The organism is Acinetobacter junii, from assembly GCF_018336855.1.
Taxonomy (GTDB): domain Bacteria; phylum Pseudomonadota; class Gammaproteobacteria; order Pseudomonadales; family Moraxellaceae; genus Acinetobacter; species Acinetobacter junii.
This window is the reverse complement of sequence record NZ_CP059558.1, coordinates 3,234,974-3,260,757: the sequence shown is the minus strand read 5'-3', so window position 1 is coordinate 3,260,757 and position 25,784 is coordinate 3,234,974. Positions and strand designations below refer to the sequence as shown.

Below are 25,784 nucleotides of genomic sequence, written 5' to 3'. Positions count from 1 at the left end.
AATAACAATGCAATTTACCGAAGAACAATTGTTAATTCGTGATATGGCGAAAAGTTTCGCCCAAGAACAAATTAAACCGAATGCCAGTGATTGGGATCGAGATGGCACCTTTCCCAAAGCTGCGTTGGCGCAGATGGGGCAGCTTGGTTTTATGGGGATGCTCGTCCCAGAGCAATGGGGTGGGTCAGATACGGGAAATTTGGCCTATGTATTGGCACTCGAAGAAGTTGCAGCAGCAGATGGTGCGACCTCGACGATTATGAGCGTGCATAATTCGGTGGGCTGTGTACCTATTTTAAAGTTTGGTAATGACGAGCAAAAAGAACGCTTTTTAAAGCCCTTAGCCCAAGGTGAAATGATTGGAGCCTTTGCTTTAACCGAACCTCATACTGGTTCGGATGCCGCAGCTATCAAAACTCGCGCGGTTAAAGATGGTGATGATTATATTCTGAATGGTGCAAAGCAGTTTATTACTTCTGGTCATAATGCAGGGGTGATTATCGTCTTTGCCGTGACTGATCCAAGCGCAGGTAAAAAGGGTATTAGTGCCTTTCTCGTGCCACGTGATACACCCGGATATGAGGTCATTCGTGTCGAAGAAAAGTTAGGTTTACATGCTTCGGATACCTGTCAGATTGCTTTGACCGATGTACGTGTGCATAAAAGTTTGATGTTGGGTAAAGAAGGCGAGGGTCTGAAAATTGCACTTGCTAATTTAGAAGGTGGTCGTATCGGGATTGCAGCACAAGCAGTGGGTTTGGCGCGTGCAGCTTTAGAAGAAGCCACGCACTATGCCAAAGAACGTCTGACATTTGGTAAACCAATTTTCGAGCATCAAGCGATTGCCTTCCGCCTTGCCAGTATGGCAACAGAGATCGAAGCTGCACGACAACTGGTTCATTATGCTGCACGTCTCAAAGAAGCGGGTCAGCCTTGTTTGAATGAAGCATCGATGGCCAAATTATTTGCTTCTGAAATGTCAGAGCGTGTTTGTTCAAGTGCCTTACAGGTCTTTGGTGGTTATGGCTATCTGAAAGATTTTCCAATCGAGCGAATTTATCGTGATGCACGAATTTGTCAGATTTATGAAGGTACTAGCGATATTCAACGTTTAGTGATCGCACGTAGTCTATAAAACTCAAACAAGGATTGAATGATGCAGTGGCAAACTATTTTATTGGAAAAGCGTAATGGTGTAGGGTTAATTACCCTCAATCGTCCTAAAGCTTTAAATGCGCTAAACAGTGAATTGATCAGTGAAGTGAATCAAGCCCTCGACCAACTGGAAAAGGATCGTGAGATTGGTTGTATCGTATTAGCAGGTTCAGAAAAAGCTTTTGCAGCCGGCGCGGATATTAAGGAAATGGCACAGCTAAATTTTCCTGATATTTATTTTGATGATTTTTTCCATCTTGCTGATCGTATTGCCCAACGTCGTAAACCTTTGATCGCTGCGGTGAGTGGTTATGCTTTGGGTGGTGGTTGTGAATTGGCACTGATGTGTGACTTTATCTACTGCGCTGAGAATGCCAAGTTCGGCTTACCTGAAGTGACTTTGGGCGTAATTCCGGGAATTGGTGGAACACAACGTTTAACTCATGCGATTGGTAAAGCCAAAGCCATGGAAATGTGCCTCACCGCACGACAAATGGGTGCAGTAGAAGCTGAGTTAAGTGGTTTGGTTGCACGTGTATTCAACAAAGAAGACCTACTCGAACAAACCCTAAAAGCTGCTGAACAAATTGCGACACGTTCTCTGACCGCAAACATGATGCTGAAAGAAACCATTAATCGAGCTTTCGAAGTCAATTTGACCGAAGGATTACGATTTGAACGACGCATGTTCCATTCTATTTTTGCCACTGCGGACCAAAAAGAAGGCATGCAGGCGTTTGTTGAAAAGCGGCAGGCAAATTTTAAAAATCAATAAGAGATCAACAAAATGAACAAAGAAAATCACTTAATGATTGAGCAACAAGGTGGTCTAGGCATGATCACCTTAGATCGAGTGACACATCTGAATGCATTATCACTAGCGATGATTGAGGGGATTCAAGCCCAACTTGAGCTTTGGCGAGATGATGCTGCTATCCAAGCGATTTTAATCAAATCGAATAGCCCGAAAGCCTTTTGTGCAGGTGGCGATATTCGCTATCTGTATGACAGTTATAAACTGGGCACGACAGATCATCAAGGTTATTTTAGTGCCGAATATAAGATGCTCACCACCATACGTGAGTACCAAAAACCTGTCATCGTTCTGCTCGATGGTTATGTGCTTGGTGGTGGTTTTGGCTTAGCGCAAGCCTGCCACATCATTGTGAGTAGTGAAAAATCACGCTTTGCCATGCCTGAAACAGCGATTGGTTTTTTCCCAGATGTCGGCGCTACTCATTTCCTATCGCGCTTGGATGACATAGGCGTGTATATGGCGATTACAGGTGAGCAAATAAGTAGCAGTGATGCCCTTTATTTGGACTTGATTGACTACCATGTACCGAGCGAAAGACTGCAAGCCTTGCAAGATGCCTTGGTTGCAGAAAACGATTTAAGTCAACAAAACATTGAACATATTGTGAGTTGCTTTATCACCCGCCCAGCAGAAAGTGAATTGAAACAGTATGCTGAAGCGATTCGTAAACATTTCGGTTTTCAACATTTGGATGAGATTGAGCAAAGTCTTGCAAATGAACAAGATGAGCAGTTAAAAGCATGGGCAAGCAAATTACTGCATCTACTGCAACAACGCTCATTCGTAGCAAAACAAACCAGCTTGAAACTACAACATCTTGGACGTGGGCTTTCCTTGCAGCAATGTATGCAACTAGAGCGTGATTTGCAGGATATTTGGTTTGAGCATGGAGACTTTATTGAAGGCGTGCGTGCACTGATTGTCGATAAAGACAAACAACCGCAATGGCAACAAGCCAATCCTGAACTAGAGCAAATATTAGAAAAGCTAAGCTAAGTACGGCTCATCCGATTGTTATCACAAAGGAGAAATACAAACAGGACGTAGACTTTTGATCAAGCATGATCATCAGCATAAAAATTCAGAATAAAAATTTCCAAGAAAGGAAAATGAAGATGCAAACATTACATGGAAACGGTTCACATCCTAAAAAGTCATCACATCGTTTGGCGGGTATCTCCAGTATGGTGGGTACCACCATCGAGTGGTATGACTTTTTTATTTATGGTGCAGCGGCGGCACTGATTTTCAATAAATTATTTTTCCCTAATCTTGATCCCCTGACAGGCGTACTCGCAGCATTTGGGACCTATGCAGTAGGCTTTATCGGACGACCCTTAGGTGGTTTAGTGTTTGGGCACTTTGGTGATAAAATTGGTCGTAAGTCCATGTTGTTACTGACTTTGATGCTGATGGGCATTCCAACGGTATTGATTGGACTGTTGCCTACCTATGAATCAATCGGCTATTGGGCTGCGATTTGCTTGGTCATCTTGCGTTTTATCCAAGGTATGGCAATGGGTGGAGAGTGGGGCGGGGCTGTGCTCATGGCTGTTGAACATGCACCTGAAGGTAAAAAAGGATTTTGGGGTAGTTTGCCTCAAGCCAGTACAGGTGGCGGTTTAATGCTGGCCTCAATTGCTCTAGGATTGGTGTCCTTACTGCCTGAACAAGCATTGTTTAGTTGGGGTTGGCGTATTCCATTTCTCGCAAGTATCGTATTACTGGCTGTAGGTTGGTATATCCGTGTCAAAGTACCTGAGTCACCTGACTTTGAAAAAGTTAAAGAGCAAGCTGAGAATATTAAAGTTCCTGCGTTACAGGTCTTCAAACAACATCCAAAACAGTTGATTACGATTATTGTGGCACGTGCTGCTGAAAACGCATGGTTTTATATTGCATCAACATTTACTTTGGCTTATACCACGACCCAACTTGGAATCCCTCGACAAGAGATTTTGTTCGCTACCATTTGTGGTGCAGCAGTCATTCTATTTATGACCCTATTGTGTGGACATCTGTCCGATCGGGTTGGTCAACGCAATATGTTTATGTTTGGCTTATGCGTGTTGGCAGTATTTAGCTATCCATTCTTTAGTATGCTCAATACCAAAGACCCTGTACTGGTGTGGACTGCGATTGTATTGGCAATTGGTGTGGTGTTCCCGATTATGTATGCGCCGCAAGCACAATTGTTCGCGCGTCAGTTCCCTGCTGAGATTCGTTATAGCGGTATCTCGATTTCAGTGCAGTTGGCTGGTGTATTGGGTGGTGGTATTGCACCGTTGATTGCAACCAAGTTGTTGAGTGTCGGTGGTGGCAATCCATATTTGATTATGATTTATATTGGTTCGATGGCGATGATAGCAATTATTGCGACAACTTTTATGCCGCGTGACCGAATTGCTGAAACTTATCAGCAATCAAATGAGCTAGATTTAAAAACGAAGATTACTGAACAATCCTAGTTTGCAAAATCCATAGATAAGAAAAAAGCCCTAATCTTTCGACTAGGGCCTTTTAAATTTGGAGCGGGAAACGAGACTCGAACTCGCGACACCAACCTTGGCAAGGTCACCGAGATTTATAACATTAAATGATGTTAACTATAAGTATATGATTTAATTGATTGTGTATAGTTTTTAGTGGGGTAAAATTTTTAGCAATTTAGATCATTTAAGGGTATTTTGGTCACTTCATATTGGAAATTTTAGTCTATAAAAGTCACCTGTATTTTGGTGCGAATTTTCATGAGAAATAACAATATTATATGATTTAATATAATGATTCTTAATCCTCATGAAAATGTTTTATATTCAATTCAATAAATGAATATTATGCTCAATCCTATTTTGGATCAGTTGGAGAGTCTCTGCTTGAATTTGTCCAGGTAATAGGTCATGAGCGATATTGCTGAATCGGATTGCAACCTTACAAATCGAGCCAATAATTTCATCGACTTCTTGGGCAGAAAGTTCCGCTTCCTGAGTACCAAGTTTTACAAGAGCTTGTCGAGGAATATCCAGTGCCTCACCCATGATATCCATTTGATGATATCCACCTGGCCCTTCACAGAAAGTAACATCATAGGCAGGGGAGAGTTTCCATTGCCCATTTTGGGACATCAGAAATGAAAAGTTTTTGCAATGATCATCTCGATTATTGAAGACTACATTGAAAACAGCTCGCTTGAATGCAATTGCTTTTTCGCGAACATCATTGGTGCAAAAGTGTGCAGCGCGAAGAAAGTTACTGTAGTCTAAACTCCCTGGTGATTTAAAATCAGCTCCGGTGAAGGCCGCTAAACTTTGCATAGGGATACGCATACCATCATGGCGGTCAAATCTTTTTGATGCAAATGCGGTTAATCCATTCGGAAGAGTAAAATATTGAGTGTCAGGGGTGTCAATATGACAATGACGCAAACATTCTGCATAAACAGCTTCAATTGCACAAACTTCAGGATGCTCTTGCTGAGCGGGAAATTTGATCAGCCAAGCTTCATGTTGATGTGAGCTAACTGTTGAGAATTCGTTGGTGACAGGATCACGATAGACGAGTGCTTTTGGCCTTGCACCATGTGGAGATCCACCCATAATTAATAAATGCTGTAAAAATTCTGCACCTTCTCCTTTGAGAACTTGCTGAACTTCTTGAGCGAGTTTAATCAGCGGAATATTTTCAGTTAATGCTAACTCAGGTGCTGAAGGTTCAAAGGATAATGCCCCCATTGCATGTGTATTAATATACGTGAGTCGTTCTAATGGCCCAATCCGTGCTGGATTGAGTCCATTTTTTTTAAATAAGCGATCCATAAGAAGCATGCCCCAACCATCGGGTAGGGCATCATATATAGGACCTGGCAATCCCATTTGATGTGTAGGAAAGTTCGTTCTTAATGAGTCACCTTTTAATGGAAGTAGGTAAGAGGAAAGTTCTAAACCTTTACTGATCGCTTCTGCACTGTATTCAAAGGCAATTAATGGCCGACCTGTGATTGCGGTTGAGGAGACCAGTGTACCCCAAAGCCAATATTCACCCCATCCATTGTAGTAAACATTAAGTTTTTTGAGCATGGACTTATTTCCTTTTGATACGTTGGCGAGCCGTATTGCTCTCATAGCGGAGAATGTCATTTACACTGTTTAAATGAGGTTTGAAGAGTTCCTCTAATTCTTTTAATCGGCCCAATACCATGGCAACGCGTACTAAATTTTCAAATGAAACATTTCGACCAGCTTCCAGATTAGATACTGTATTCACACTAATACCAGCACGTGTAGCGACGTCTGCCTGAGTCATTTCCAGATAAAGTCGTTCTTTGCGAAGCCTTTCACATAATAAAGTAACAATCTCTTCAGGTTTTTTGAAATTTAAATCCATAATATTGGGTCTTATGTGTATATATGTATATTAAAACACAAAATAATGGATTTATATAAATAAACCATTTGATGTAAGGAAGGTGCTTAATTGGGCTGATTAGATCTTATTAGATTCAAGAAGTCTAATTAGACATTTACAATCTAATAGAGTCTAACAACTTGCTTTAAGTTCAATTAGTTTCGCGTGATGTAGCGAGAAACCTGGATTTGCTATCAGTTCAATGTGGAATATCTGACACAAGTGGTCTGGAGCAATGAGGTCGATGGGCAGCGCTTTGCCTTGCCTGTTACCTTAATTCAGTACCGATTCACAATTTATTCATCATATTCTGAAAATATTTCTTCAATTTCATCCTAATGCGGCAATTTATACTTTTTTATTCACTTCGAATTGTAAACCAATACTGCAAATTCTTGTTTAAATGATCATTAAATTTTGTGCTAACTTGGACAGACATTATTTGGCTAGTGGGACAAACAGTTATTGTTCTTTAAGATGATTAATTTAATCACTCACGCTTGGAAGTCCATATTAAATCATTACAGGAATGACTGGTAAACCACGAATAAGAATGCGTGGCAAACTTATCCAATAATTTGCATTAAAGATGAGAAACTATCATGAGATACATCAGTAACTTGAATACCCCAAGTGCTTTTGCATCTTTACCCTTGAAGCAGAACTTAATTCGCCTTTCATTTTCATTCAGGCTGAAGTTTTCTGCCCGTAATGTTAAATCCTGTAATGTCTTTTTGAGCTCTGTCTTGCTCTGCTGAGAGAGTTCTAAATGAAGATATTTTTTGGGAAATAAGCTATGAATAAAAGAAAGAAGTTTCTTCAGTTGCCGTTTTTCATTCAGTTCAAAAATTAACTGGGCTGAATTGGGCTGAGCTTTTTCAAGATAAATTGAGTAGATCACATTGAGCTGTTTTTTGTATTTACTTTGTACATTTGCATAACGCTCCTGAACATGGTGAATGACCTTTTTTTCCTCCTGATTGGTTGGAAACATGGTGACCAATGCATCGGGAGTTTTCCTTAAAAAATCTGTGGTAAATAACTTCGATGATTTTTTTTGATTTACACAGGAGGTTTTTAAATGCAGGGCTCTGGCACGTAATTTTTGCGCGATTTGCAAAGGAATGGCTTCAGGTAATAGAAGGTCTTGTTCTTTTTCTACTGCAAGAATGTGATGCAATAATTCAAAAGTCATCTCTGAGTCATGAGCTCCTAGCATCAGTGAATCAGGTGATTTCTGTTGACCTGGTTGAAATTGATGATCATGTTGCCTGTAACGGTCTTTAGTGAGTTGATCAAATAAAAAATGTTTGATCGCCCGCTGCTGAACAGGATATTTAATAGAATCATCATGTTTCAGAATATTAAAATAGGCTTCTTTAGGAAGCGGGCTGTGCATTTGATTCAGCTGGTAGCTAATTGCTAGATGCATTAAATGCAGATAGCTTGAACAAGTGGTTTCAGGCGTTAGGTGCCCGGCAAAATGAGAAAGCGCATACCAGGTTTGCTGAGTATTTTTGTTTCGCAGCAATGCATAACGGATGCGTAGTTGATCATTTGGCGTATAGTCTGTAAATGCATCAGCAAGCGGTGAGTGTTTTAAAACCAGATAGAGATGATTAAATGCTGAATGACGCAGAGTATGGTAAGTAAAACTGTGTTCTCCAGAAGCAGACTGGATCAATTGTTTCAAGAGAGCATTGACTTCATTTTCGTGAGTTTCTTCTAGGGACTGTTTTAAAAATAGCGGTTGAGTAACTGATTTTCTTTGTTCTTTTAGCAGGCGTTTTCTATTCTGACTATATGTTTTAAATGCATGTAATTCATCGGCTTTAAGTAGATGATGTAAAGGAATCTTGCGGTAAGCTGAGTAGCTTTTTTGATTTTTATTGCGATTGTTGCGAATGGTGAGTATCACAGCATCTGCACCAATAAATAGATCACGTACGAAGATATTCAATGTTTCATTGATCCGTAGTCCGACTCTGAACCCCAGAATAAAAATCAGTTTAAATATATTTTTATCCTGAATTGAAATATCTTGAGTATTTTCGAGCTGCTCTAGCATGCGGTAAAAAATATGGGGCGAGATCAATGCGGTTCTACAGATTTTTACTTGGATTAAACTATCCAGATCCACAGTGGGCGCGTTAAAAAATAAGGTCTGTTTGTGATGAAACTCCTGTAAACGTTTTTGTAAAGTCTCTCTAGTTGTTTCTTTCTTTAATAAAAGCATTTCTCCATACAGATCTTCAAAATCGGCATTTGAAAATGATGAAATGTCTTTGTCTTGCGTTGCCTGCAGCCAATGGACTGCAAACTGTGAAAACATGGTCTTCAGAGAACTTTGCTTGACCGGCTGAAAATCTGCACGTATAAGCTTGCGCTTAAATCGTTGCTGCTGCTGAATAATATGATTGAGAAGGTCCAGCTGAGGTTCCGTTAATTTTGAGCGTAGAATGCTCCACAGCAGCAAACGTTCCAAGGCTGGAGATTGTTTTTTAGCATATAATTCTATGAGTTGATCGCTATAGTTTTTTGCACGAATAGCTTGACGTATTTCTACTAAAATATCGACTTCATCTAATGTAATAGTGACCGTAGGCTTTTTCTGAGGTTTTTCACAAATATTCTGAACTGTATGGGTAGGCGTGGGTTCAGACTGAATAAAATAGGCTGCTAATTGTTTTTCGAGAGGGCTGGAACTGTAAATTTCATTTTTTAGGATACAAATGGACATTTGATCCAGTCCGCTGTTTTTCAGGAACTGTGTATAGTAAAAACCGTATTTTAACAGGTCTTTACAACGTACCTTTTCCTCAGGGAAGCATTCAATAATACAAGCGTTAATCAGATGTTCTGCATCTTCAATATCCGAAAATAAATCAAACTTTTGATGTTTAAGTCTGTAGATCCAGCATTTCACAATGTCGTGTAGCACAAACGTTTTTGTATAGCTGACTGAAAAATCAGGGTCATTTATACGCTGATTACCGAAATTCCGGTTCGGGATTTCGAGTGTTACCATATGATTTAGGTTTAAAAAACTTTGAAATTTCTTTGTTTTTAAAATGATTTTTAAAAAAAATTGCAATTCGGCATGGTTATAAATGCCATTAAATAATATTGAACTGATCAAACAAAAGCCAAGAGATTGGGTGGGACTGAAGTCATTTCGTTTTGCCCAGTAAGCAATCATATTTTGGGCAAACTGAGTAACTTTTTTACCATGTTTTAAGGTTTCAATATTTTGTAGTGGCAGAGACCTTTCGTGCCTTACGGGAGCGGCAGGCACTGGATAGTACTGATTCGATGAAAGATTAAAGCGCTTGATATATTTAGCAAATTCTATACGTGCCATCTGATAGCTACGGATGTTTGACTTACAGTGTTCTAAAAGCTGATTATCAACTTGACGACAAATTTCCGAATAGTTCTCAGGCGTCAGTTCTATACATTTCTCACTAAACAAGTTCAGAAGAAATGCTTTGTTTTTTCTATGCTTTTTTATTCTTTTAAGGGAGTGTGGGTGTTTACTCATTCAATCAGGAACCCGTTAAATGTAGACATACTTTTAAGCTTTAAGAGTCCGACCAGCTTGTCTTGTGCTGCTCTAATTTGATCGTAATCTGTTGTCTCAAAACCTGAATAGCGGTCAAACAGTTCCTGCATAGCTTCGTCATGACCAAAGATGCCTTTTATTAGATCTTCATTGCAGTATTGGGCAAAAAAATAGCGAGCGAAGTGGCGGGTCCAATTGCGCTGTAATGCTATTTCAGTACAGTATTTTTGAATATCAGAAAGTTCCAGATTTCGGACATATCCTTTCGAATCGTAAAATAAGAGCAAGAGATGTTCACCATCGAAGACCTTTTGGATTGCTTGTACTTGTTCTTGCGACAGATAGGCTTTAGTGAGGTGCAGAAAATGTTTCAAATACTTTAGGTAATGCTGTATTTCATCACGGAGAAAATTATTAAAAGGTAAATAGCGTCCAATGGTGCCCGAATAACGTTGCTCTTTATCTGCAACAGCCATCAATTGGTTGTCAAGGTCAATATAATCTAGATTGGGTGGGAAGGACTCACTCGGCCGTGCTGAAGTTGTCAGCATACAAATATGCCAAAGCCAGATTGAATAATGATTTAAAGTCTGAAAGGGATTGGGATTATTCCGAACTTGGTGGTCAAGCTGGTAAAAAAAAGACTGGACGAATGGGAGATCCGGTACTTGCTGACTGCCAAACGTAATAGGGGATTTAAATTCGTCAATATATCCAGTGTCAAGCTGAGGACCAACCAGATTAAGTGTTTGAATATAAATATCTAAGATATCAATAATTTTTGTTGAAAAATAATGGCATGGAGTGTAGTTGTTAACATTTTCCCCAGCGAATAATTTACTTTCTAACTCATATCCTAGTTCATTTAATGTAATATCACTGATTAAACGAGGAAGATTTTGAGCTGTTAAAGGGAAAGTAAGATCATCACTGATTCTACGTAGATAATCTTGTACATCAGAAGCAATATCAGCTTTATCCCAATTTTTTAACTGAAAGATTCGATCTAAATAAACTTTGGGTAAGGGGATGGTAAAAGAATTACCAATGTTGAGCATATATTCTTTTAATAATGCATCTTTAAATTTAGAGTTATCAACACTTTGCTTTAAAAAACAGTTTCCATGAGTAAAACGGATTTCTTTACTTTTTGAGCTTAGAAAGAAACGAGTTCTGAATACCAGTAGCTCTTCATAATGCGTCAAACTGAGTACTGAAAATAAAAGCAATGCATGAATTGGAGAGTTTTCTGCCTGTTCTAATAAAATTTGCATAATGTACTGTGCAGTAGGCAAATCGAAGACATGAGGATTTGCCTTGCTCATTAATTCATTCTTGTTTTGATGCAGAATTTTGTTTTTGAGATTATTGATCTGAGCTGTAATAGAACATTGCTCTAGTGAATTGAATTCAAAATTATGGTCTTCAACTTTTTCTATAGTTTTATCCTCACGTGGTTGTTTTGCTATACCGCGTTCAAAATGAGTCTGATACGTTTGTTCATCATCGAGAGATATTCTTGATATCTTTTGAATATCAGTTTGAGGAGCTTCTTTGGCACCTGAACTGATTTGGCGATTTCGTTTTAAACGTTCAGACTGAGTAAAGACATATTGATAGATAACACGTAGATTTGCCAGCTGGCCAATTTGTTTTGCTGTTAATTTTGGAGTAGAACGTTCAAGTAAATCTTTATTCTCTACTTCAGTTTCATTTAAAAACTCAAGCAGATCCTCCAAATCCATAGGAAGAGCTGGTAAGAAGCTATAAAGCCAATGGTATTCCCGCTTTGTGCTGGCTAAACGAAAACGCATACAAAGATTAGCTACAGTGGAGGCATGTTCTTGGCTATCAAGCGATTCAATACATTGAGTATTGAAAATGGCCCATTTCAGTGCATTAGCTTGATAGGCTGAAGGGGTGTTGATCACTGCAACAAGGTAATGAACCAAAGGATATTCACTGATTGATTTGTCTGCAAGTTGTTGATTTATAATATTGTTGATTTCAACGATTTCAGTAGGTTTAATGAAGTCATTGAGTTTGCTTGAATTTTGAAAACTTTCTAGCTTTGCTTCTGCTAGTGTTTGATAGAATTCTCGAAACGGCTCAAGCTTTAATTCTTGAGTATCTTCTAAGTAACTATATCCGTTCATGATGATATTCCAGCCAGAATTTTTTCTAATGACAATGGACCTGTATAATTTGAAATAGAACTTACTGGACTTTTGGATTTAGACAGCCCTGATAATTCTCGTAGATGATTGATAGTTAGAACTTCCTGACCGAAAACTTCCTGAAGATGTGCGGCTAAGTATTGTTCATTTAGCCAATGTGCGATGATATCTAAGCCATGAATTGAGTGATGTAATCCGGAACATAGTAAGGCCTTTACTTCGCTTAAAGCCATGATGGTGAATTCGTAGGAATTATTTTTCTCATAAGCTCTAAACGTAAATTCATTTTTATTCTTGTTGTAAAAATAGGCATAGATCCAGCTGAAATGACTACTAAAAAAATAGTGACCCAGTGTGTTAGTGGTAATGAGTGGAATGTCGATATTCTGCTTAAAAATTAAATTCAAGTGATAGTTTTGCTGTTTCTCATTAAGCTGAAAAAATAGAGCAATCCAAATTTGGTAGGCATGCATACATTTTGGATAACACTTTAAGTGCAGATTTTTTACAGCTACACGGTAATTTTGAATCCCCTTTTTTGATTTTGACATATTTTATTGTCTCGCAGAAAGTTTAGATCAGATCTAAATACTGATAAGTTTTTTTTAAAATTATTCTGTTAAATCAAAGGTTTTTTATTTTCCTTAAAATCTCTAAAATTAAAGTATTTATTGTTTACATTTATACTGTTCAAATACACACTAAAAAATTTGCTTAGTAGTTTCATTAGTAATAACCATCGAAAAATAATAATGTTTTAGGTTGTGCTACTAACTGAATCTCTAAAACTAAAGTCTTTAAGATTCAGTAAATATTAATTATTAGGGAAAAAAAGAAGGATGCCTTTTAGTATCCTTCAGTGATCCCAGTCTGCTAACAGTATTAAAAATATCACATTAAGTTATTGATAAAAATAGAATAAATATTTATTCTAATTGAGATTATTTTTTTAAAATTAGGCAGATAGCCTAAAAATTGTTTGAGTTACAAGTCATTTTTAATACAAAAAATTACAATTAAATTGCGGTTAAGCATACTTTTGTTGAAATCAGAATCTCTAGATTGCCACTATATCTTCTTAATTTTATTATGCGATTGCTGGCACACATTGCCAGTCGGTTTTAGTAGACCGTTGATCCAACACAGAAAACAGTCTATCTATTTTTTATGGATCTTTTCATCCCCTTTTTTCTTTAGGGCAGGGTGTTCTGCCACCATTACTTACAAGTAATTGGTATAACTTATTAATATTCAATGATTTACTTGTATTGCATTCGCTTTTTTAATCTGTACCTCATCCCATGTTCAACCTCATTGTACTTTGTAATGAGGATTAAGGTTATACAGCTAATTTTTATTATTCGTCTGTATAAAAAACATTTCTTACAAGAAAAATCCAACGGTGGATTGCTAAGTCACGTCTATACAAAATAATTCTTTTCTATATCTGTTGGTGATTGAGCATTGTATTGAACACATGAGAATAGATGGTCGTTTTATCCAGTATTTTGCAATCAAATTGAGATGCAATGCATGTAAAGCTAGTTGATGGGTATTGATTAGATAAATCATACGTTGATAGCAAGGACGCTGTTTAAATAAATGGTTTTTGTTTAGTTTCTTTCAATGATGTAAATAATGCTTTGAAATTATTGAATGAGAACACTTATATCAAATAGCAGTAAATATAATTTCAGAAATACTCAGTTGGGCATGACGAGTTCTTGAGCATGTACAGTTATGTCTTAGAAATTTCAAATAGACAGCTTCAAATTGTAGAAAAAATCATCAATGACACAGAATAATTGAGTACTATCGAACATAAGGAATAGAGTTGTAAGTTTGTTGTGGTAACTCAACTGATGGCTCTAGTCCTTTTCTTTTTCAAGTTTATTCCTTATCCGAGATTCGGGTTAACATAAAATATTGGCTTTTATGCAATGAATCAAACGTCAAATTATTATAATCAGCATGCTCAAGAATTTTTTGAAAATACCTATCAGGTTGAGATCGATTAAATCATTTTCATCATAATCCAGAGTACTGTCATTATCAGACATCAGCGGCAGCCTATATTGTATTTTAATATCCGTCCATAGTAATGAATGAATTAAATTTTGCCTAGCAGTGGATATTATGGGGTACAAAGAATGGCTAAATTCAAAAAATAATTGCCCCGACAATAAAACAAAATAATCCAAAAATCACCCAAATCCAGACATTCGATTTGGGTTGCTCAGTATGTGATGTATAGAGCGGTTGTTGTTCCTGAGCAGGGTTTTCTTGGTTGCCGGCTCTGTTTTTATAGGGCTGGTGCTTGGAATAGGATAGGCCTGTGCCAGGAATACCAACGATGGTTCGGGTGCCTTTTTTGCCAATATTTAAAGAAGCACTAGGTGTGCCAATGCTTGCACTGCTGATGCCTTTATGCGTCAGATTGATTTTTAATCCAAGTAATATTTTAATACTCTTGCGAAATCTGAAGCCCATATTTTTTCCATTTACAAGAACCAGTTTGGTTTCTATCTCAGTTGTCCGGATACAGTGAAATAAGAGTTTGATTCATTCATAGGACTGATCATTTGACTTATCTAGTGAAATATCAGTATGTTCTTTAACATAAGATATTGGCTTTTAGACAATGAATCAAACATCAAATTATTACAATCAACATGCTCAAGCATTTTTTGAAAATACCTATCAGGTTGAGATGGAAAGTCTTTACGCACCATTTCTAAGATATTTGCCCGAACAGGCATTGATCTTGGATTTGGGCTGTGGCTCGGGGCGGGACACTTTGGCGTTTAAAAAAAAAGGCTATCAAGTTGAGGCAATTGATTATTCTGCCGAGCTGGTTAAAAAGGCTAGGGAACTGACCAATATTGAAGTACGTCAGCAAAGTTTTTATGACCTAGCTGAGAATAATAAATACGATGGCATTTGGGCCTGTGCTTCTCTTTTACACTGTGACAGAGATCGTTTGCCTGAAGTACTGGGGCTTATATTCAAAGCATTAAAACCAAATGGCGTGTGTTACATGTCTTTTAAATATGGCAATACAGACCGTGAGAAAGACGGACGTAGCTTTACTGACTTGAATGAGCAGCAAGCGCATGAGTTAATCAAACAGATTGATCAGGCTTTATTGTTACAGCAATGGATTACTGTAGATAAACGTCCAGACCGTACAGAAGAGTGGATCAACGTAATATGGAAAAAGCAATCACATGCTTTTGATTATTACCCGCAGCGTTTATACAGTCGTGCCGAGTTAATGAAAGAGCCCTCTTTGATTCCTGCAGAACACGGGATTTATTTTTGGTGGTTCAAAACAAATCCACCGGGAATCCCAACAAAAAACTGTATAACGTATCAAGAATACACTTTGTTGTATGTTGGCATATCGCCTGACAAAAAGACTAAACCAAATAGTAAATCAAACTTGAGAATACGGCTTAAAACACACTTTACAGGTAACGCAGAAGGTTCAACACTAAGACGAACATTGGGCATACTTCTGGCTGAGATGAGTGGGTATCCGCTTAGAAGAGTAGGGTCAGGTAATCGCATGACTTTCACGCATTCAGGTGAACAATGGCTGGATGCATGGCTTGAAGATAATGCGTATGTGTCTTGGATAATTTGTGAAGAACCTTGGAATGTTGAAGAAAAAGTTTTTAAGCAAACGATACTGCCACTCAATTTGAAAGGTAATCAGCACGAGTTTAAAGAAACCCTTTCAGCTATGCGTAAAAAAGCCATTCAAAATGCGAAAATGATGGAAATCGCTACGGAAGCAGGATTACAAAGACAGGTGAAGCTTCAACATGTGGCAGGATAATCACTTTATAGAAAATTATAAACCTACACCCAACGAGCAGCTGAAATTCTTGAAGCATATTCAGCAGATATTGCAGTCAGGGACTTTTACTTCGACATATAAGTTTGCTTTGCTGATCAGTATCACGCGTCTGGCGATTGAACAGGGTCAAGATACCGGTGCTGCCTTGCATTTGGAATATCAGGATATTGCTGAAAAGTTTATTGACCTATACTGGAAACAGTCACTGCCGTTTCAGTTTAACCAGTATGAGCCTTTTACTATTCATCAAAGCACTGGTAAGCAGGCAAAGATCATCACTGAAATCCAGAATGCACAGCAACAATTCAAGACCTTGGCTGCGTTGAGAAAGGATGTACTTTACTGGAACAGGTTGAAGCGAGCAGTTGCAACAACGGTAAAGCAAATGCCGGTGGTATATTTGCAGAATCTGAATGGTCAAACGGTAGAATTTCTCTATTGCCTTGAAGACTCCAAACAGTCCCTCAAGCTTTTACCCAAAGTGATGTATTGTTTGAGACAGTTTAGTGAAATTATTGAAGAGCTGTGCCAGAAGCGCTGGATTGATTTTGTCCGGCTGAATAAGCAGAACCTGGTTGTATTAGATGGGTTACCTGACCTAGATGAATTCATGTTTGCACCGAGTCGTAACCAACTAGGACAGGTCGCAGACTTTCTGATTGATTTGCAAGAATGCCAGTGTTTTTATTGCGGTAAAAGCCTAAAAAAATCTAAATATGCAGTGGATCATTTTATTCCATGGTCTTTATATCCTGCCGATACCGGACATAACTTTGTCCTGGCGGATGAAAAATGCAACTCACAAAAAAGTAATTATTTAGCATCACAGCAATTCTTACATCAGTGGCAGGAGCGTAATCATCTGCATGATCAATCTATTATTCGAGAGATTTCTCAATTAGGTTTTCTAACCGATCTGCAACGTTCGCATCGGGTTGCCGACTGGGCGTATAAGCAGGCAATAGAGAATGAGTATTTAGTTTGGTTGGGGGGAAAAGATAAAAAGATATTAGCCCAAGTGTATTAAAGAATTTATTTTCAATAGATATATTTAAGTACTTGAATGTAATAAAGATATAAAGCACCTTAGTAGTGCTTTATATCTTTGGGTGTGTGCATTTGTTCTAACCTTTCTAAGACGGTAGCAGAGAACGGTTGCCAATAGTTCCATGAACGATATTTTTGATCAAAACGGCCACCACCTTCATTCCGCCATTGCTTTAGAATTGCAATGATTTCGGGGTTGTAAATACAATTCACGGATAGCATTCCACTCGAAAATTTGCGAGCACGTACCCATATTCCATTGATGGTAAATTGATAATCTTCCCAAGATGAAACATTAGGAGTCGTGTTTGTTGCGAGTTGTTCAGTTGCTTTAAGTGGATTTTTAGATATTTTCCCTTCAACTCCATTTTTAATCACTTTAGGGGCTTGAGGATAAAGCCAACTTTTATGATCCAGACTTTCAAGGATCAGTTTCTTTGCTTGTTCACTTGGTATTACAAGTTCAGTCTGTAATAAGCTCGATAAATCAATCTCTAATGTATTAACGTTCATTGATTCAATGATCTTGAGTTTATTCTCATCAATAAAATGTGTGACAGCAATTTCAATAAATACTGGTTCATCATTGTAATAACAGGCTAAATCAGGACGAATTAACCCTAAGTGAAATTCAGGAATAATTTTGTCAAATGTCCACCATGCAGCTTCATTGTCTTCAGTATTTGGGACCGCAGGAAGCATTAAACCCATAGATTCTAAAATGACTTCTTTGGCGTATTTGTGTAGTACAGATTCTGGATTAATGTTACAGCTCTCCTTATTGCTGGCATGTGCAAAATGATGCTCTTTGATATCACCTTTGCGTGCAATGACAGTTTCACCGCATTCAAAACAAGTACATTTACACGCTAAGCCACGTTCAACATTTTCTATTTGGACCAGATTATTATTTTCATTGAGAGCAACATACATAGTCATGAGTACAAATCCTTTAGCAAGTTAATTTACTCTTCTACTATGACTGTGATTTAATCGCTAAAACACCGTATTAACAGGGGTAATACGGGTAAGTGGGGTGTATAAGTGACTGAAATAGAAATAAAAGTACTAAAATTATTTTATGGCTTACTAGTGAACCAGCCTACGATCAACAGGGCGTATGATTGTTTAAAGGTGTTATTTGAAAAAACAATTGAGAGTTATAAGAGTGGTTTTGAAGAGAAAGTTACTTACTCCAGGCAGCAATTGAAAGCTGCTGTTGATGGAAAATTGTCAGCGGAAAGAATGGATTCTAAAGAACTTGGAAAATGGATCAATGACTCACGATTAAATGATTTTTTAAAGTGTGTTATTCACCGGCACAGTGCAGTGTTTGATGAGCTTGGATACATCCCATTTGTAAATACAAATGATACTAAGGGTGGGAAGGGGAATGAGCGAATATATTGGTTGGAAATAAAAAAAATTACAGCTAAAGTTGATGAAGATAATCAGAGTCCTGAAGATAATATTGTTCATTATGAGCGAAATAATCCTGCCGACATTCAACTGTCGTGGTTTTATAAATTCATTTTTAAAAATGGCGAGTTAAAAAATAAGAGCTTGAGAGGACTGGTAATGATTACCGTACTCTTTGGTAGTGTGATTGGCTGGGCTATTTATGTTTTTATTTTTTCATTGGTATTGGTTAGTGATGAACAATCTTTTACATCGTTGGACTTATTTTGGATTAGTTGTCTGATTTTCTTTTCATTTATTATGTTTAAGTACTGGGCAATTCCGTTATGGAATTTACCAGAGCATCGTGTAATTAAAGCCCCTATGAGTTTTATTTCATTCGCTGAAGATCATGCTGATCTTGAAATGTATCGGGATAAAGAGAGAAATCAAATTACTCGGGTGACAAAGTTTAAAGGTACATGCCCGATATGTGCTTCTGATGTCCTCTTAAAAAGTGGGAAACCAGATCAAAAGATGCCTTTAGTGGGACGGTGCGTTGAGAGTCCTTTTGCCCATGTGTATAGTTTTGATCGTGTGACACTGAAAGGTGAGCAACTAAAATAAATCATAATTTACATGGGTAAATTGTTATATGTAAATGTGATTTTTAAAAATAAGTGGGCGATTGTACGGCCACTACATTTAAACATGAAATTTTTGAAAAGTAAGAGGGTTCGGATTGACCCCACAAACTTGATAAGAGACGGTCTTATTTTGATAGCTATTCAAAATGTTTAATTATTACACGCCTGTCTTATCTAAGTCTTATGCTTATAGTAAGATTCTCATTTATCTAAAAAATATTGTCTATGAAAAAAATTGCTGTTGTTGCTGCCGTAATCAAACATGAAGATAAAATTTTATGTGTACAAAGAGCACCATCTAAATATGATTATATTTCTTTGAAATATGAATTTCCTGGTGGGAAAGTTGAGCAAGATGAAACGCCAGAGCAAGCAATTATTCGTGAAATTCAAGAAGAATTAAACATGGAGATTGTAGTACATTCACATCTTATTACGGTTGACTATGACTATCCTGACTTCAGTATTTCTTTGAATACATTCTTATGTCATAGCAATGATAAAAATTTACAGTTATTAGAACATGTGGATTATCAATGGTTGACTATCGATGAACTAACTACTCTCGACTGGGCAGCAGCAGATTTACCTATTGTTGATAAGTTGCAAACAAAATGATTCTAGATGCATTGAGTAAAGGGTTAATTACAAGCTTCATTGATCAATCTTCCTATTCAGAAGATATTTATCAAACTAAGTTGGTACAAAATAATTATCCATTAGAAAAAGTGATCAATACCTTTGAAGGTGAATTAGAACATTGCACAAGGTTTTGGTTCACTACAGCTTTTTTGAGCATGAGTGGTTTTAATACACTTTATTCTTTGCTAGAGAATTTACAACGCAGGAATGTTCCTGGTCGAATTTTAGTTTCTCAGTATCTTAATTTTACTCAACCAGATGCACTAAAAAGACTAAAAAAGTTTAAGAATATTGAGGTCCGTATCGATACGAAATCTGATTTACATGCGAAAACCTACCTATTCCAGCGTGAAGATCATATAAGTGTGTTGTTAGGTAGTAGTAATTTAACTGCTAATGCATTGAGTAAAAATGAAGAGCTCAATATTTTTATTCGAGCTTTACCTCAAAGTAAAATTATGCGAGATATGCTGCTTAAAAAAAAGACTTTATTTAATGATGCACAAGAATTGACTGACGAGTATTTAGCACAATATAGTGAAATATATCAGGCCCAAAAACACTTTGTTCAGAAACTACCACAACAGAACATAAAGCTTTCTAGTTCAATTACACCTAATTTAATGCAACAAGAAGCCTTGAGTAGTTTGGAAAAATTACGAGAGGGCAATGTTTCTAAGGCTTTACTCATCTCTGCAACAGGTACAGGAAAGACTTATCTTTCGGCTTTTGATATACGCAATTTCAAAGCAAAAAGTATGCTTTTTATTGTGCATCGAGAAAATATTCTTCTTGATGCACAACAGACTTTCAAAAATGTATTCGGGACCGATTTTAAATCTGCTATTTTTTCAGGATCTAATCGAGATATAGCTGGGTACAATAATATTTTTGCCACTATACAGTCTTTATCTAGAGATCATCATTTAACTCAATTTTCACCAGAGGCTTTTGACTATATCGTAATAGATGAAAGTCATCGTTCAGGCTCTGCTAGCTATTTAAAAATTTTAGAATATTTCAAACCTAAATTTCTTTTAGGTATGACCGCGACTCCAGAAAGAAGCGATGGTATTGATATTTTCAAAGCATTTGATTACAACATAGCCTATGAGATTAGGCTTAAAAAAGCCATGGAATGTAATCTCATTTGTCCTTTTCATTATTTTGGAATTTCAGATTTAGAAATAGATGGTGAGCTGATTGATGATAATACTGATTTTGGTCATTTAATTAGTGATGAGCGTGCTCGAAAGATCAAAGAAGCTTCAGATAAGTTTGGTACAGATAGCGGTGAATTAAGAGCCTTAGTTTTTTGTTCTAGCGTTAAAGAAGCGAAAGAGCTTGCAGGGAAAATGAATCTCTTAGGGATTCAAAGTATAGCTTTAAGTGGTGAGAATAGTACGGAACAGCGAACAGCTGCGATCGAGTCAATCAGCTCGGCAGATAATCATCGTATTGAAATGATTTTTACGGTTGATATTTTTAATGAAGGAATTGATATTCCTAAAATTAATCAAGTAATTTTTCTACGAGCAACAGAGTCATCGATTATTTATGTCCAACAATTAGGTCGTGGACTACGAAAAACTGCAACTAAAGAATACCTGACCGTTATCGATTTCATTGGCAATTATGAAAAGAACTTTCTAATCCCAATGGCTTTATTTGGTGACAGCTCATTTAATAAGGATCAATTGCGCAAATTAGTGACGAGTGGTGGTTCATTATTACCAGGTGCATCGACGATTCATTTTGATGAAATTGCTAAAGAAAAAATCTTTGCTTCGATTAATAATTCTAATTTTCAAATGAAAAAAGATTTAGTGAATGATTACAAGTTATTAAAGACTCGGCTTGGTCGTATGCCGATGATGATGGATTTTCTACAAACCGATTTGCGAGATCCATTTAGTTTTGTTAATTATGCAAAATCTTATTATTCCTTTATAAATCCGATAGAAAAAATTACACCAACTTTAAATGAGTTCGAAGAGGCGTTATTACAATTCTATGCTCTAGAAATTAACAATACAAAGCGTGTACTAGAATCATTGCTTTTAGAGAAAATTATTCAATACGATCAAGATGTAATAGAGGTCGAAACATTCCAATATGAAGTAAAGGAAAGATATCAAATCAGTGTTTCTAAAGATGATTTGGTATCCATACTTAATAATTTAAATATGGTTTTTAACCCGACTAAATATTTTAAAGATCATGGGGTAATGAGTTCTTTAGGGATAAGAAATTCTTATTTTTTTGCTTCTAATGATTTAAAGAAAGCTCTTAAAAACTCTACTTTTAAAAAATTCTTAAATGATAATGTGCAGTATGCAATCAGTAAATATTTTAAAGATTTTGATATAGTTAAATTCAACCGTGGTTTTGTTTATTATGCGAAATATGGACGTAAAGATGTATTCCGTATTTTAAATTGGGAAAAAAATCAAAACCCACAAAATGTGGGTGGATATTTAGCCAGTAAAGATAAATCAAATTGCCCAATATTTGTCACCTATCATAAAGCAGATGATATTTCTGATAGTACAAAATATGAAGATAAGTTCATTGATCCGCAACATTTTCAGTGGATGTCTAAATCAAAAAGAAAAATTTCTAGTCCTGATGTTCAGGTGATTTTAAATGCACAGCAACAAGGAACATTGCTACCTTTATTCGTGAAAAAAGATGATGATGAAGGTGTTGATTTCTATTTTATCGGTTTTCTAAGTTATATCGAAGGTAGTGTACAAGAGACTTTAATGCAAACAGATGCTGGTCCTGTTTCTGTTGTTAAAATTGATTTTAGAATAAATAAGCCTGTTGAAAATGGATTATATAAATATCTTGTAAATATATAATATGTATTAGTTCAAACTTAATAGGATATTGATTGTGGAAACCGAGAGTTATCTGCTGGGTTAGATGTTCTGAATCTTTAGAAAGAAAGCCAATTATCTCGGAAGATAATTGGCTTGAGCAAAGAGTTTGGCTATCCGCTTATTCGTCGATCATCCCAATAACACGGTACTACAATCAAATTGTTTTCATGTAATCGTGACCATAATCGGACACCTAAATCCCGCTGCATATTTTGGACTGTGAAATTGGAAATCAGCAGGGTAGATTTCATATTGTCATAACGACTATATAAGACCTTATGCACCATCTCTAGACGTTTTTCATGCCGGTCATGCAGGCCATATTCATCAATCACCAATAAATCAAAACTGGAGAAATGGTCGATGACTTCTTTCTCAGAGCGTGAAGCATCTGACCAGGTATCCATCATTTTTTGAGCAATTTCTGCACTGGTATAGTAGCGTGCAGATTTTGTACTGTTATGCAGAATGTTGCGAATAATTGACGCACTCAGATGGGTTTTACCTGTACCCGGTGTACCAATCATCAACATGTTCGGGTTGTGGTCAGAAATAATCTGCTGTGCAAAAGCCTGACATAGCTTGATGGTATTGTCTTGTGCAGTACATGCAACTACATAATTCTTGAAGCCACGATCCAGGTAGCGTTTATTGAGTCCTGAATTTTTAATTTTCTGTTTTAGTAATCGCTGTTGCAGTTCATTCTCATAGGCTGCATGTGAGTGTTGGACGGTTTCTTTGGCACACAATTTACAGATCCTGTGACCTGCAATTTCTATCAAGGGTACATCATGGGTAGGGCAAAGTGTTTCCGTTGTTTCTGCGCGAAACTGGAGTGTTTTAAGCATGGTATTCATGACTGATCTCCTAAATCCACTTTGAATTTTCTAAAAAATTCTCATTTTTTTCTTCAAAATTTGAAGATGAAGATGAAGATGAAGATGAAGATGAAGATGAAGATGAAGGGCATGATTCAAGCATGGCTTGAGTAATACTCGAGCTCTTCTCAGGAGTTGCTTGAGCATTTACTTTTCGTTGCTTGGTTGATGCTTGAGCATTACTAGCGGATTTTCCCCAACGTGCTTGAGCTGCATTTTTAGCTTTATCAGATTTCATTTGCTGATTTTGCAATGCCTGGCTTTTTAAACTGCTTAAGAAATTTGAATGAATCTGCTCAGACTCGACTTCAAACAATTCTAGGGCCATCAGCGTATTTAACAAAGTTTTAGCCTTGGTGTGCTGCGGTAATTTCGTGATGCTGCATACCGTTGCTAAATCATGAGGAATGGCACCATTTTTCCAGAAATCCATCATTAACAGCAGTGCCGCACCAATTTGTTCTGCTGTCATTCGTGCAAATTTCGCCTGTAGGTCGCCAATATAGAGTGGCATCCAAATTGAAATATCTTTATTCATATGTTTACCTTTTTATAGGTATAAAGGGGCTAAGGTCATCGATTTGATGACCTTTTATGTTTGTTTTATGAGTGAGCGAGACTCATTAAGCGGAGACGGGCCTGTTGAGCCAAGTCATCGTAATGAGCTTGCCCTTCATCTAGCATTCGCTGTAGCCAGAGTCTTAATGCTTGGTGATCATCGAAGCATTTATTGATTTCCAGCAAAAAGGCCAGATTGTGCAGTTTGGGAATGTGTAGCTCATGGATTAATTCACGAGCGACCAAATCTGCTTCAGGGCTGACGACCACACCACCAAAGAAAGCTTTACTATTCATGTGCAAGCTCCTCTGTATTTAGTTTTTCCAACATGGCTTCAAATGCACTGCCATCGCGGCGCGTAATATTGGGGATGTAACGGCTATAGACTCGGAATAGCATTTCAGTCGTTGAATGTCCCAATTGACGTGCGATCCATTCCGGATTTTCACCCGCAGATAACCAAAGTGTGGCAGCTGTGTGACGTGTCTGATAAGCACGACGAGGCGTTAATCCTAAAAAGCGCAGGATAGGGTGCCATACACGTTTATTAACTAAACGGTAGTCTAGAGGACCGCCATCACGGTTGCAGAAGACGAAGTCCGATTTTCCGTTGTTGAGGCTTTTCTGTTGCAGAAAGGCCTGATAAACCCGATCACTCATTTGGATGGTACGGTCAGAACCATAAGTTTTGGTTCCACCAAGCTCCCCATTCACTAATGCTTCACGAATGTGGATTTCCCGACGTTGTAAGTCGATATTTTTCCATTGCAGACCATCGATTTCACTGGTGCGCATACCCGTAAAAAAGCGAATGGTGTAATAGGGGCGGAAGTCTTCACGCACTGTGGTAAGAATTTTATGCACCTCTTCCAGAGAAAAAGGTGTGACTTCAATCTTGCTTTCCTTCAGATTGTTAATATTTTTATAAGGCGACTCAAACTCGTATCGTTCAGCCGCATCATTGAGTATCATACGTAAAGGCGTCATGATTTGATTGATTCTCGATGCTTTCAGACTTGTCTGATTTTTTCCGTGTGTCACTTTGGCGAGAGAGGCACGGAAGTTCAGCAAGTCTGACTTCTTGATTTTCGAGAGAACCTGATTACCAAAAGCAGGAATCAAATAGTTTTTGATCACAATTGAAACCTTTTGCTGGTATGAGGTTCTCCATTCAACTTGTTTCTGCTTAAACCACAATTCAGTAAACTCTTTAAAAAGAGGCACTTTGGTTTGTACAGCGATTTGCTGACTTCTTTTTTCCTTAAACTCCTCAACACGGTTACTTTTTGGGAAGTACTTTTCGTATTCAAAAGTTCCCAAAGTAATTTCCGCCTCCAGCTGCTCGAGACGTTTTTTCAAAATACGACGGTTATAGGCATTGTCTTCAAGACTAGTTGTTTCTCTGCAACGAATGCCCATGTAGCGAAAATCGGCAATCAGTTTGCCACTTCGTTCCCGGATGGTAGCCATCAGTTAAACCTCCTAAGCCTTATTGCAGGGCATCCATGCTTAAACCAGTGAATTTAAGCATTTCAGTTTCAATACGTTCCCAAACAAAAAGAATTTTGCGGCCACCAAAAGGACGGATGTAGTGAACACCTTCAATAAAGACACTGTCCTTTAGCTGGTTGCGAATAGTACGAGCGTCGTACTGGATTTTTTCAGCCAGTTGCTGGGCTGTGAGATAGGTATATGACATAATAGAGCCTCATATTTTTTACTAGGTAACTAGGAAAAATTATTCCTAAGAC

At 37.5% G+C, this 25,784-nt stretch carries 21 protein-coding genes and 3 pseudogenes; 11 read left to right on the top strand and 13 right to left on the bottom strand.

Going from position 1 to position 25,784, the window contains the following annotated elements:
- Positions 1 to 7 precede the first annotated feature (7 nt).
- From H2677_RS15110 to H2677_RS15095, 4 genes are all read left to right on the top strand, one after another.
- Positions 8 to 1,135, top strand: a complete 1,128-nt coding sequence (locus H2677_RS15110; RefSeq protein WP_004956740.1) for an acyl-CoA dehydrogenase family protein — start codon at positions 8 to 10, stop codon at positions 1,133 to 1,135.
- 21 nt (positions 1,136 to 1,156) lie between these two features.
- Positions 1,157 to 1,930: an enoyl-CoA hydratase gene (locus H2677_RS15105; RefSeq protein ID WP_161984948.1), complete on the top strand. Its 774-nt coding sequence runs from the start codon at positions 1,157 to 1,159 to the stop codon at positions 1,928 to 1,930.
- 12 nt (positions 1,931 to 1,942) lie between these two features.
- Positions 1,943 to 2,968, top strand: coding sequence for an enoyl-CoA hydratase/isomerase family protein (locus tag H2677_RS15100; RefSeq protein WP_212638854.1), 1,026 nt, complete (start codon positions 1,943 to 1,945; stop codon positions 2,966 to 2,968).
- Between the two features lie 119 nt (positions 2,969 to 3,087).
- Positions 3,088 to 4,440: an MFS transporter gene (locus H2677_RS15095; RefSeq protein ID WP_212638853.1), complete on the top strand. Its 1,353-nt coding sequence runs from the start codon at positions 3,088 to 3,090 to the stop codon at positions 4,438 to 4,440.
- A 348-nt stretch (positions 4,441 to 4,788) separates the two neighbouring features.
- Here the strand turns inward: H2677_RS15095 and H2677_RS15090 are convergent, their stop codons facing one another.
- From H2677_RS15090 to H2677_RS16100, 6 genes and pseudogenes are all read right to left on the bottom strand, one after another.
- Positions 4,789 to 6,048, bottom strand: a complete 1,260-nt coding sequence (locus H2677_RS15090) for a type II toxin-antitoxin system HipA family toxin (protein WP_212638852.1) — start codon at positions 6,046 to 6,048, stop codon at positions 4,789 to 4,791.
- A 4-nt stretch (positions 6,049 to 6,052) separates the two neighbouring features.
- Positions 6,053 to 6,355 (bottom strand): helix-turn-helix transcriptional regulator, encoded by a 303-nt coding sequence (locus tag H2677_RS15085; RefSeq protein ID WP_044431308.1) that lies wholly within the window; start codon positions 6,353 to 6,355, stop codon positions 6,053 to 6,055.
- Positions 6,356 to 6,959: 604 nt separating this feature from the next.
- The gene (locus H2677_RS15080) at positions 6,960 to 9,917 is read right to left on the bottom strand and encodes a site-specific integrase (RefSeq protein WP_204379265.1); all 2,958 of its coding nucleotides are present in this window, start codon (positions 9,915 to 9,917) and stop codon (positions 6,960 to 6,962) included.
- Positions 9,914 to 12,094, bottom strand: a complete 2,181-nt coding sequence (locus H2677_RS15075; RefSeq protein ID WP_204379266.1) for a hypothetical protein — start codon at positions 12,092 to 12,094, stop codon at positions 9,914 to 9,916. The genes H2677_RS15080 and H2677_RS15075 overlap by 4 nt, the downstream gene beginning before the upstream one ends.
- Entirely contained in the window at positions 12,091 to 12,588 is a 498-nt protein-coding gene (locus H2677_RS15070; protein WP_204379277.1) for a hypothetical protein, read from the bottom strand. The genes H2677_RS15075 and H2677_RS15070 overlap by 4 nt, the downstream gene beginning before the upstream one ends.
- A 991-nt stretch (positions 12,589 to 13,579) precedes the next feature.
- Positions 13,580 to 13,938: pseudogene (locus tag H2677_RS16100) on the bottom strand (IS982 family transposase); the annotation flags it as partial.
- Positions 13,939 to 14,055: 117 nt separating this feature from the next.
- On the opposite strand from H2677_RS16100, the pseudogene H2677_RS16095 reads away from it, so the two are divergent.
- Positions 14,056 to 14,130, top strand: a pseudogene (locus tag H2677_RS16095) (SAM-dependent methyltransferase); the annotation flags it as partial.
- Positions 14,131 to 14,275: 145 nt separating this feature from the next.
- Here the strand turns inward: H2677_RS16095 and H2677_RS15065 are convergent.
- Entirely contained in the window at positions 14,276 to 14,605 is a 330-nt protein-coding gene (locus H2677_RS15065) for a DUF4236 domain-containing protein (protein WP_212638851.1), read from the bottom strand.
- A 151-nt stretch (positions 14,606 to 14,756) separates the two neighbouring features.
- On the opposite strand from H2677_RS15065, the pseudogene H2677_RS16165 reads away from it, so the two are divergent.
- The 3 genes and pseudogenes from H2677_RS16165 to H2677_RS15055 all read left to right on the top strand — a co-directional run.
- A pseudogene (locus H2677_RS16165) lies at positions 14,757 to 15,335 on the top strand (class I SAM-dependent methyltransferase); the annotation flags it as partial.
- Positions 15,336 to 15,389: 54 nt separating this feature from the next.
- Positions 15,390 to 15,956, top strand: a complete 567-nt coding sequence (locus H2677_RS16160) for a GIY-YIG nuclease family protein (RefSeq protein WP_328706008.1) — start codon at positions 15,390 to 15,392, stop codon at positions 15,954 to 15,956.
- Positions 15,943 to 17,004, top strand: coding sequence for an HNH endonuclease (locus H2677_RS15055; protein ID WP_212638849.1), 1,062 nt, complete (start codon positions 15,943 to 15,945; stop codon positions 17,002 to 17,004). Before H2677_RS16160 ends, H2677_RS15055 begins: the two co-directional genes overlap by 14 nt.
- Positions 17,005 to 17,063: 59 nt before the next feature.
- On the opposite strand, the gene H2677_RS15050 is transcribed toward H2677_RS15055, so the two are convergent.
- Positions 17,064 to 17,963 carry a competence protein CoiA family protein gene (locus tag H2677_RS15050; RefSeq protein ID WP_168542678.1) on the bottom strand — a complete coding sequence of 300 codons (900 nt, stop codon included), beginning with the start codon at positions 17,961 to 17,963 and terminating at the stop codon, positions 17,064 to 17,066.
- 105 nt (positions 17,964 to 18,068) lie between these two features.
- Between H2677_RS15050 and H2677_RS15045 the strand changes: the two genes are divergently transcribed.
- The 3 genes from H2677_RS15045 (at position 18,069) to H2677_RS15035 (ending at position 22,575) form a co-directional block, all read left to right on the top strand.
- The gene (locus H2677_RS15045) at positions 18,069 to 19,049 is read left to right on the top strand and encodes a hypothetical protein (RefSeq protein WP_212638848.1); all 981 of its coding nucleotides are present in this window, start codon (positions 18,069 to 18,071) and stop codon (positions 19,047 to 19,049) included.
- A 245-nt stretch (positions 19,050 to 19,294) separates the two neighbouring features.
- Positions 19,295 to 19,687 carry a (deoxy)nucleoside triphosphate pyrophosphohydrolase gene (locus H2677_RS15040; RefSeq protein WP_212638847.1) on the top strand — a complete coding sequence of 131 codons (393 nt, stop codon included), beginning with the start codon at positions 19,295 to 19,297 and terminating at the stop codon, positions 19,685 to 19,687.
- Positions 19,684 to 22,575 (top strand): DUF3427 domain-containing protein, encoded by a 2,892-nt coding sequence (locus H2677_RS15035; RefSeq protein WP_212638846.1) that lies wholly within the window; start codon positions 19,684 to 19,686, stop codon positions 22,573 to 22,575. Before H2677_RS15040 ends, H2677_RS15035 begins: the two co-directional genes overlap by 4 nt.
- A 131-nt stretch (positions 22,576 to 22,706) precedes the next feature.
- On the opposite strand, the gene H2677_RS15030 is transcribed toward H2677_RS15035, so the two are convergent.
- From H2677_RS15030 to H2677_RS15010, 5 genes are all read right to left on the bottom strand, one after another.
- Entirely contained in the window at positions 22,707 to 23,453 is a 747-nt protein-coding gene (locus H2677_RS15030) for an ATP-binding protein (protein WP_078210238.1), read from the bottom strand.
- A gap of 10 nt (positions 23,454 to 23,463) precedes the next feature.
- Positions 23,464 to 24,012: a DUF1376 domain-containing protein gene (locus H2677_RS15025; protein ID WP_212638845.1), complete on the bottom strand. Its 549-nt coding sequence runs from the start codon at positions 24,010 to 24,012 to the stop codon at positions 23,464 to 23,466.
- Positions 24,013 to 24,077: 65 nt separating this feature from the next.
- Positions 24,078 to 24,329, bottom strand: a complete 252-nt coding sequence (locus H2677_RS15020) for a hypothetical protein (RefSeq protein ID WP_104441254.1) — start codon at positions 24,327 to 24,329, stop codon at positions 24,078 to 24,080.
- The gene (locus H2677_RS15015; RefSeq protein ID WP_212638844.1) at positions 24,322 to 25,503 is read right to left on the bottom strand and encodes a site-specific integrase; all 1,182 of its coding nucleotides are present in this window, start codon (positions 25,501 to 25,503) and stop codon (positions 24,322 to 24,324) included. Before H2677_RS15015 ends, H2677_RS15020 begins: the two co-directional genes overlap by 8 nt.
- A gap of 19 nt (positions 25,504 to 25,522) precedes the next feature.
- The gene (locus H2677_RS15010; protein ID WP_000122748.1) at positions 25,523 to 25,732 is read right to left on the bottom strand and encodes a hypothetical protein; all 210 of its coding nucleotides are present in this window, start codon (positions 25,730 to 25,732) and stop codon (positions 25,523 to 25,525) included.
- Positions 25,733 to 25,784 lie beyond the last annotated feature (52 nt).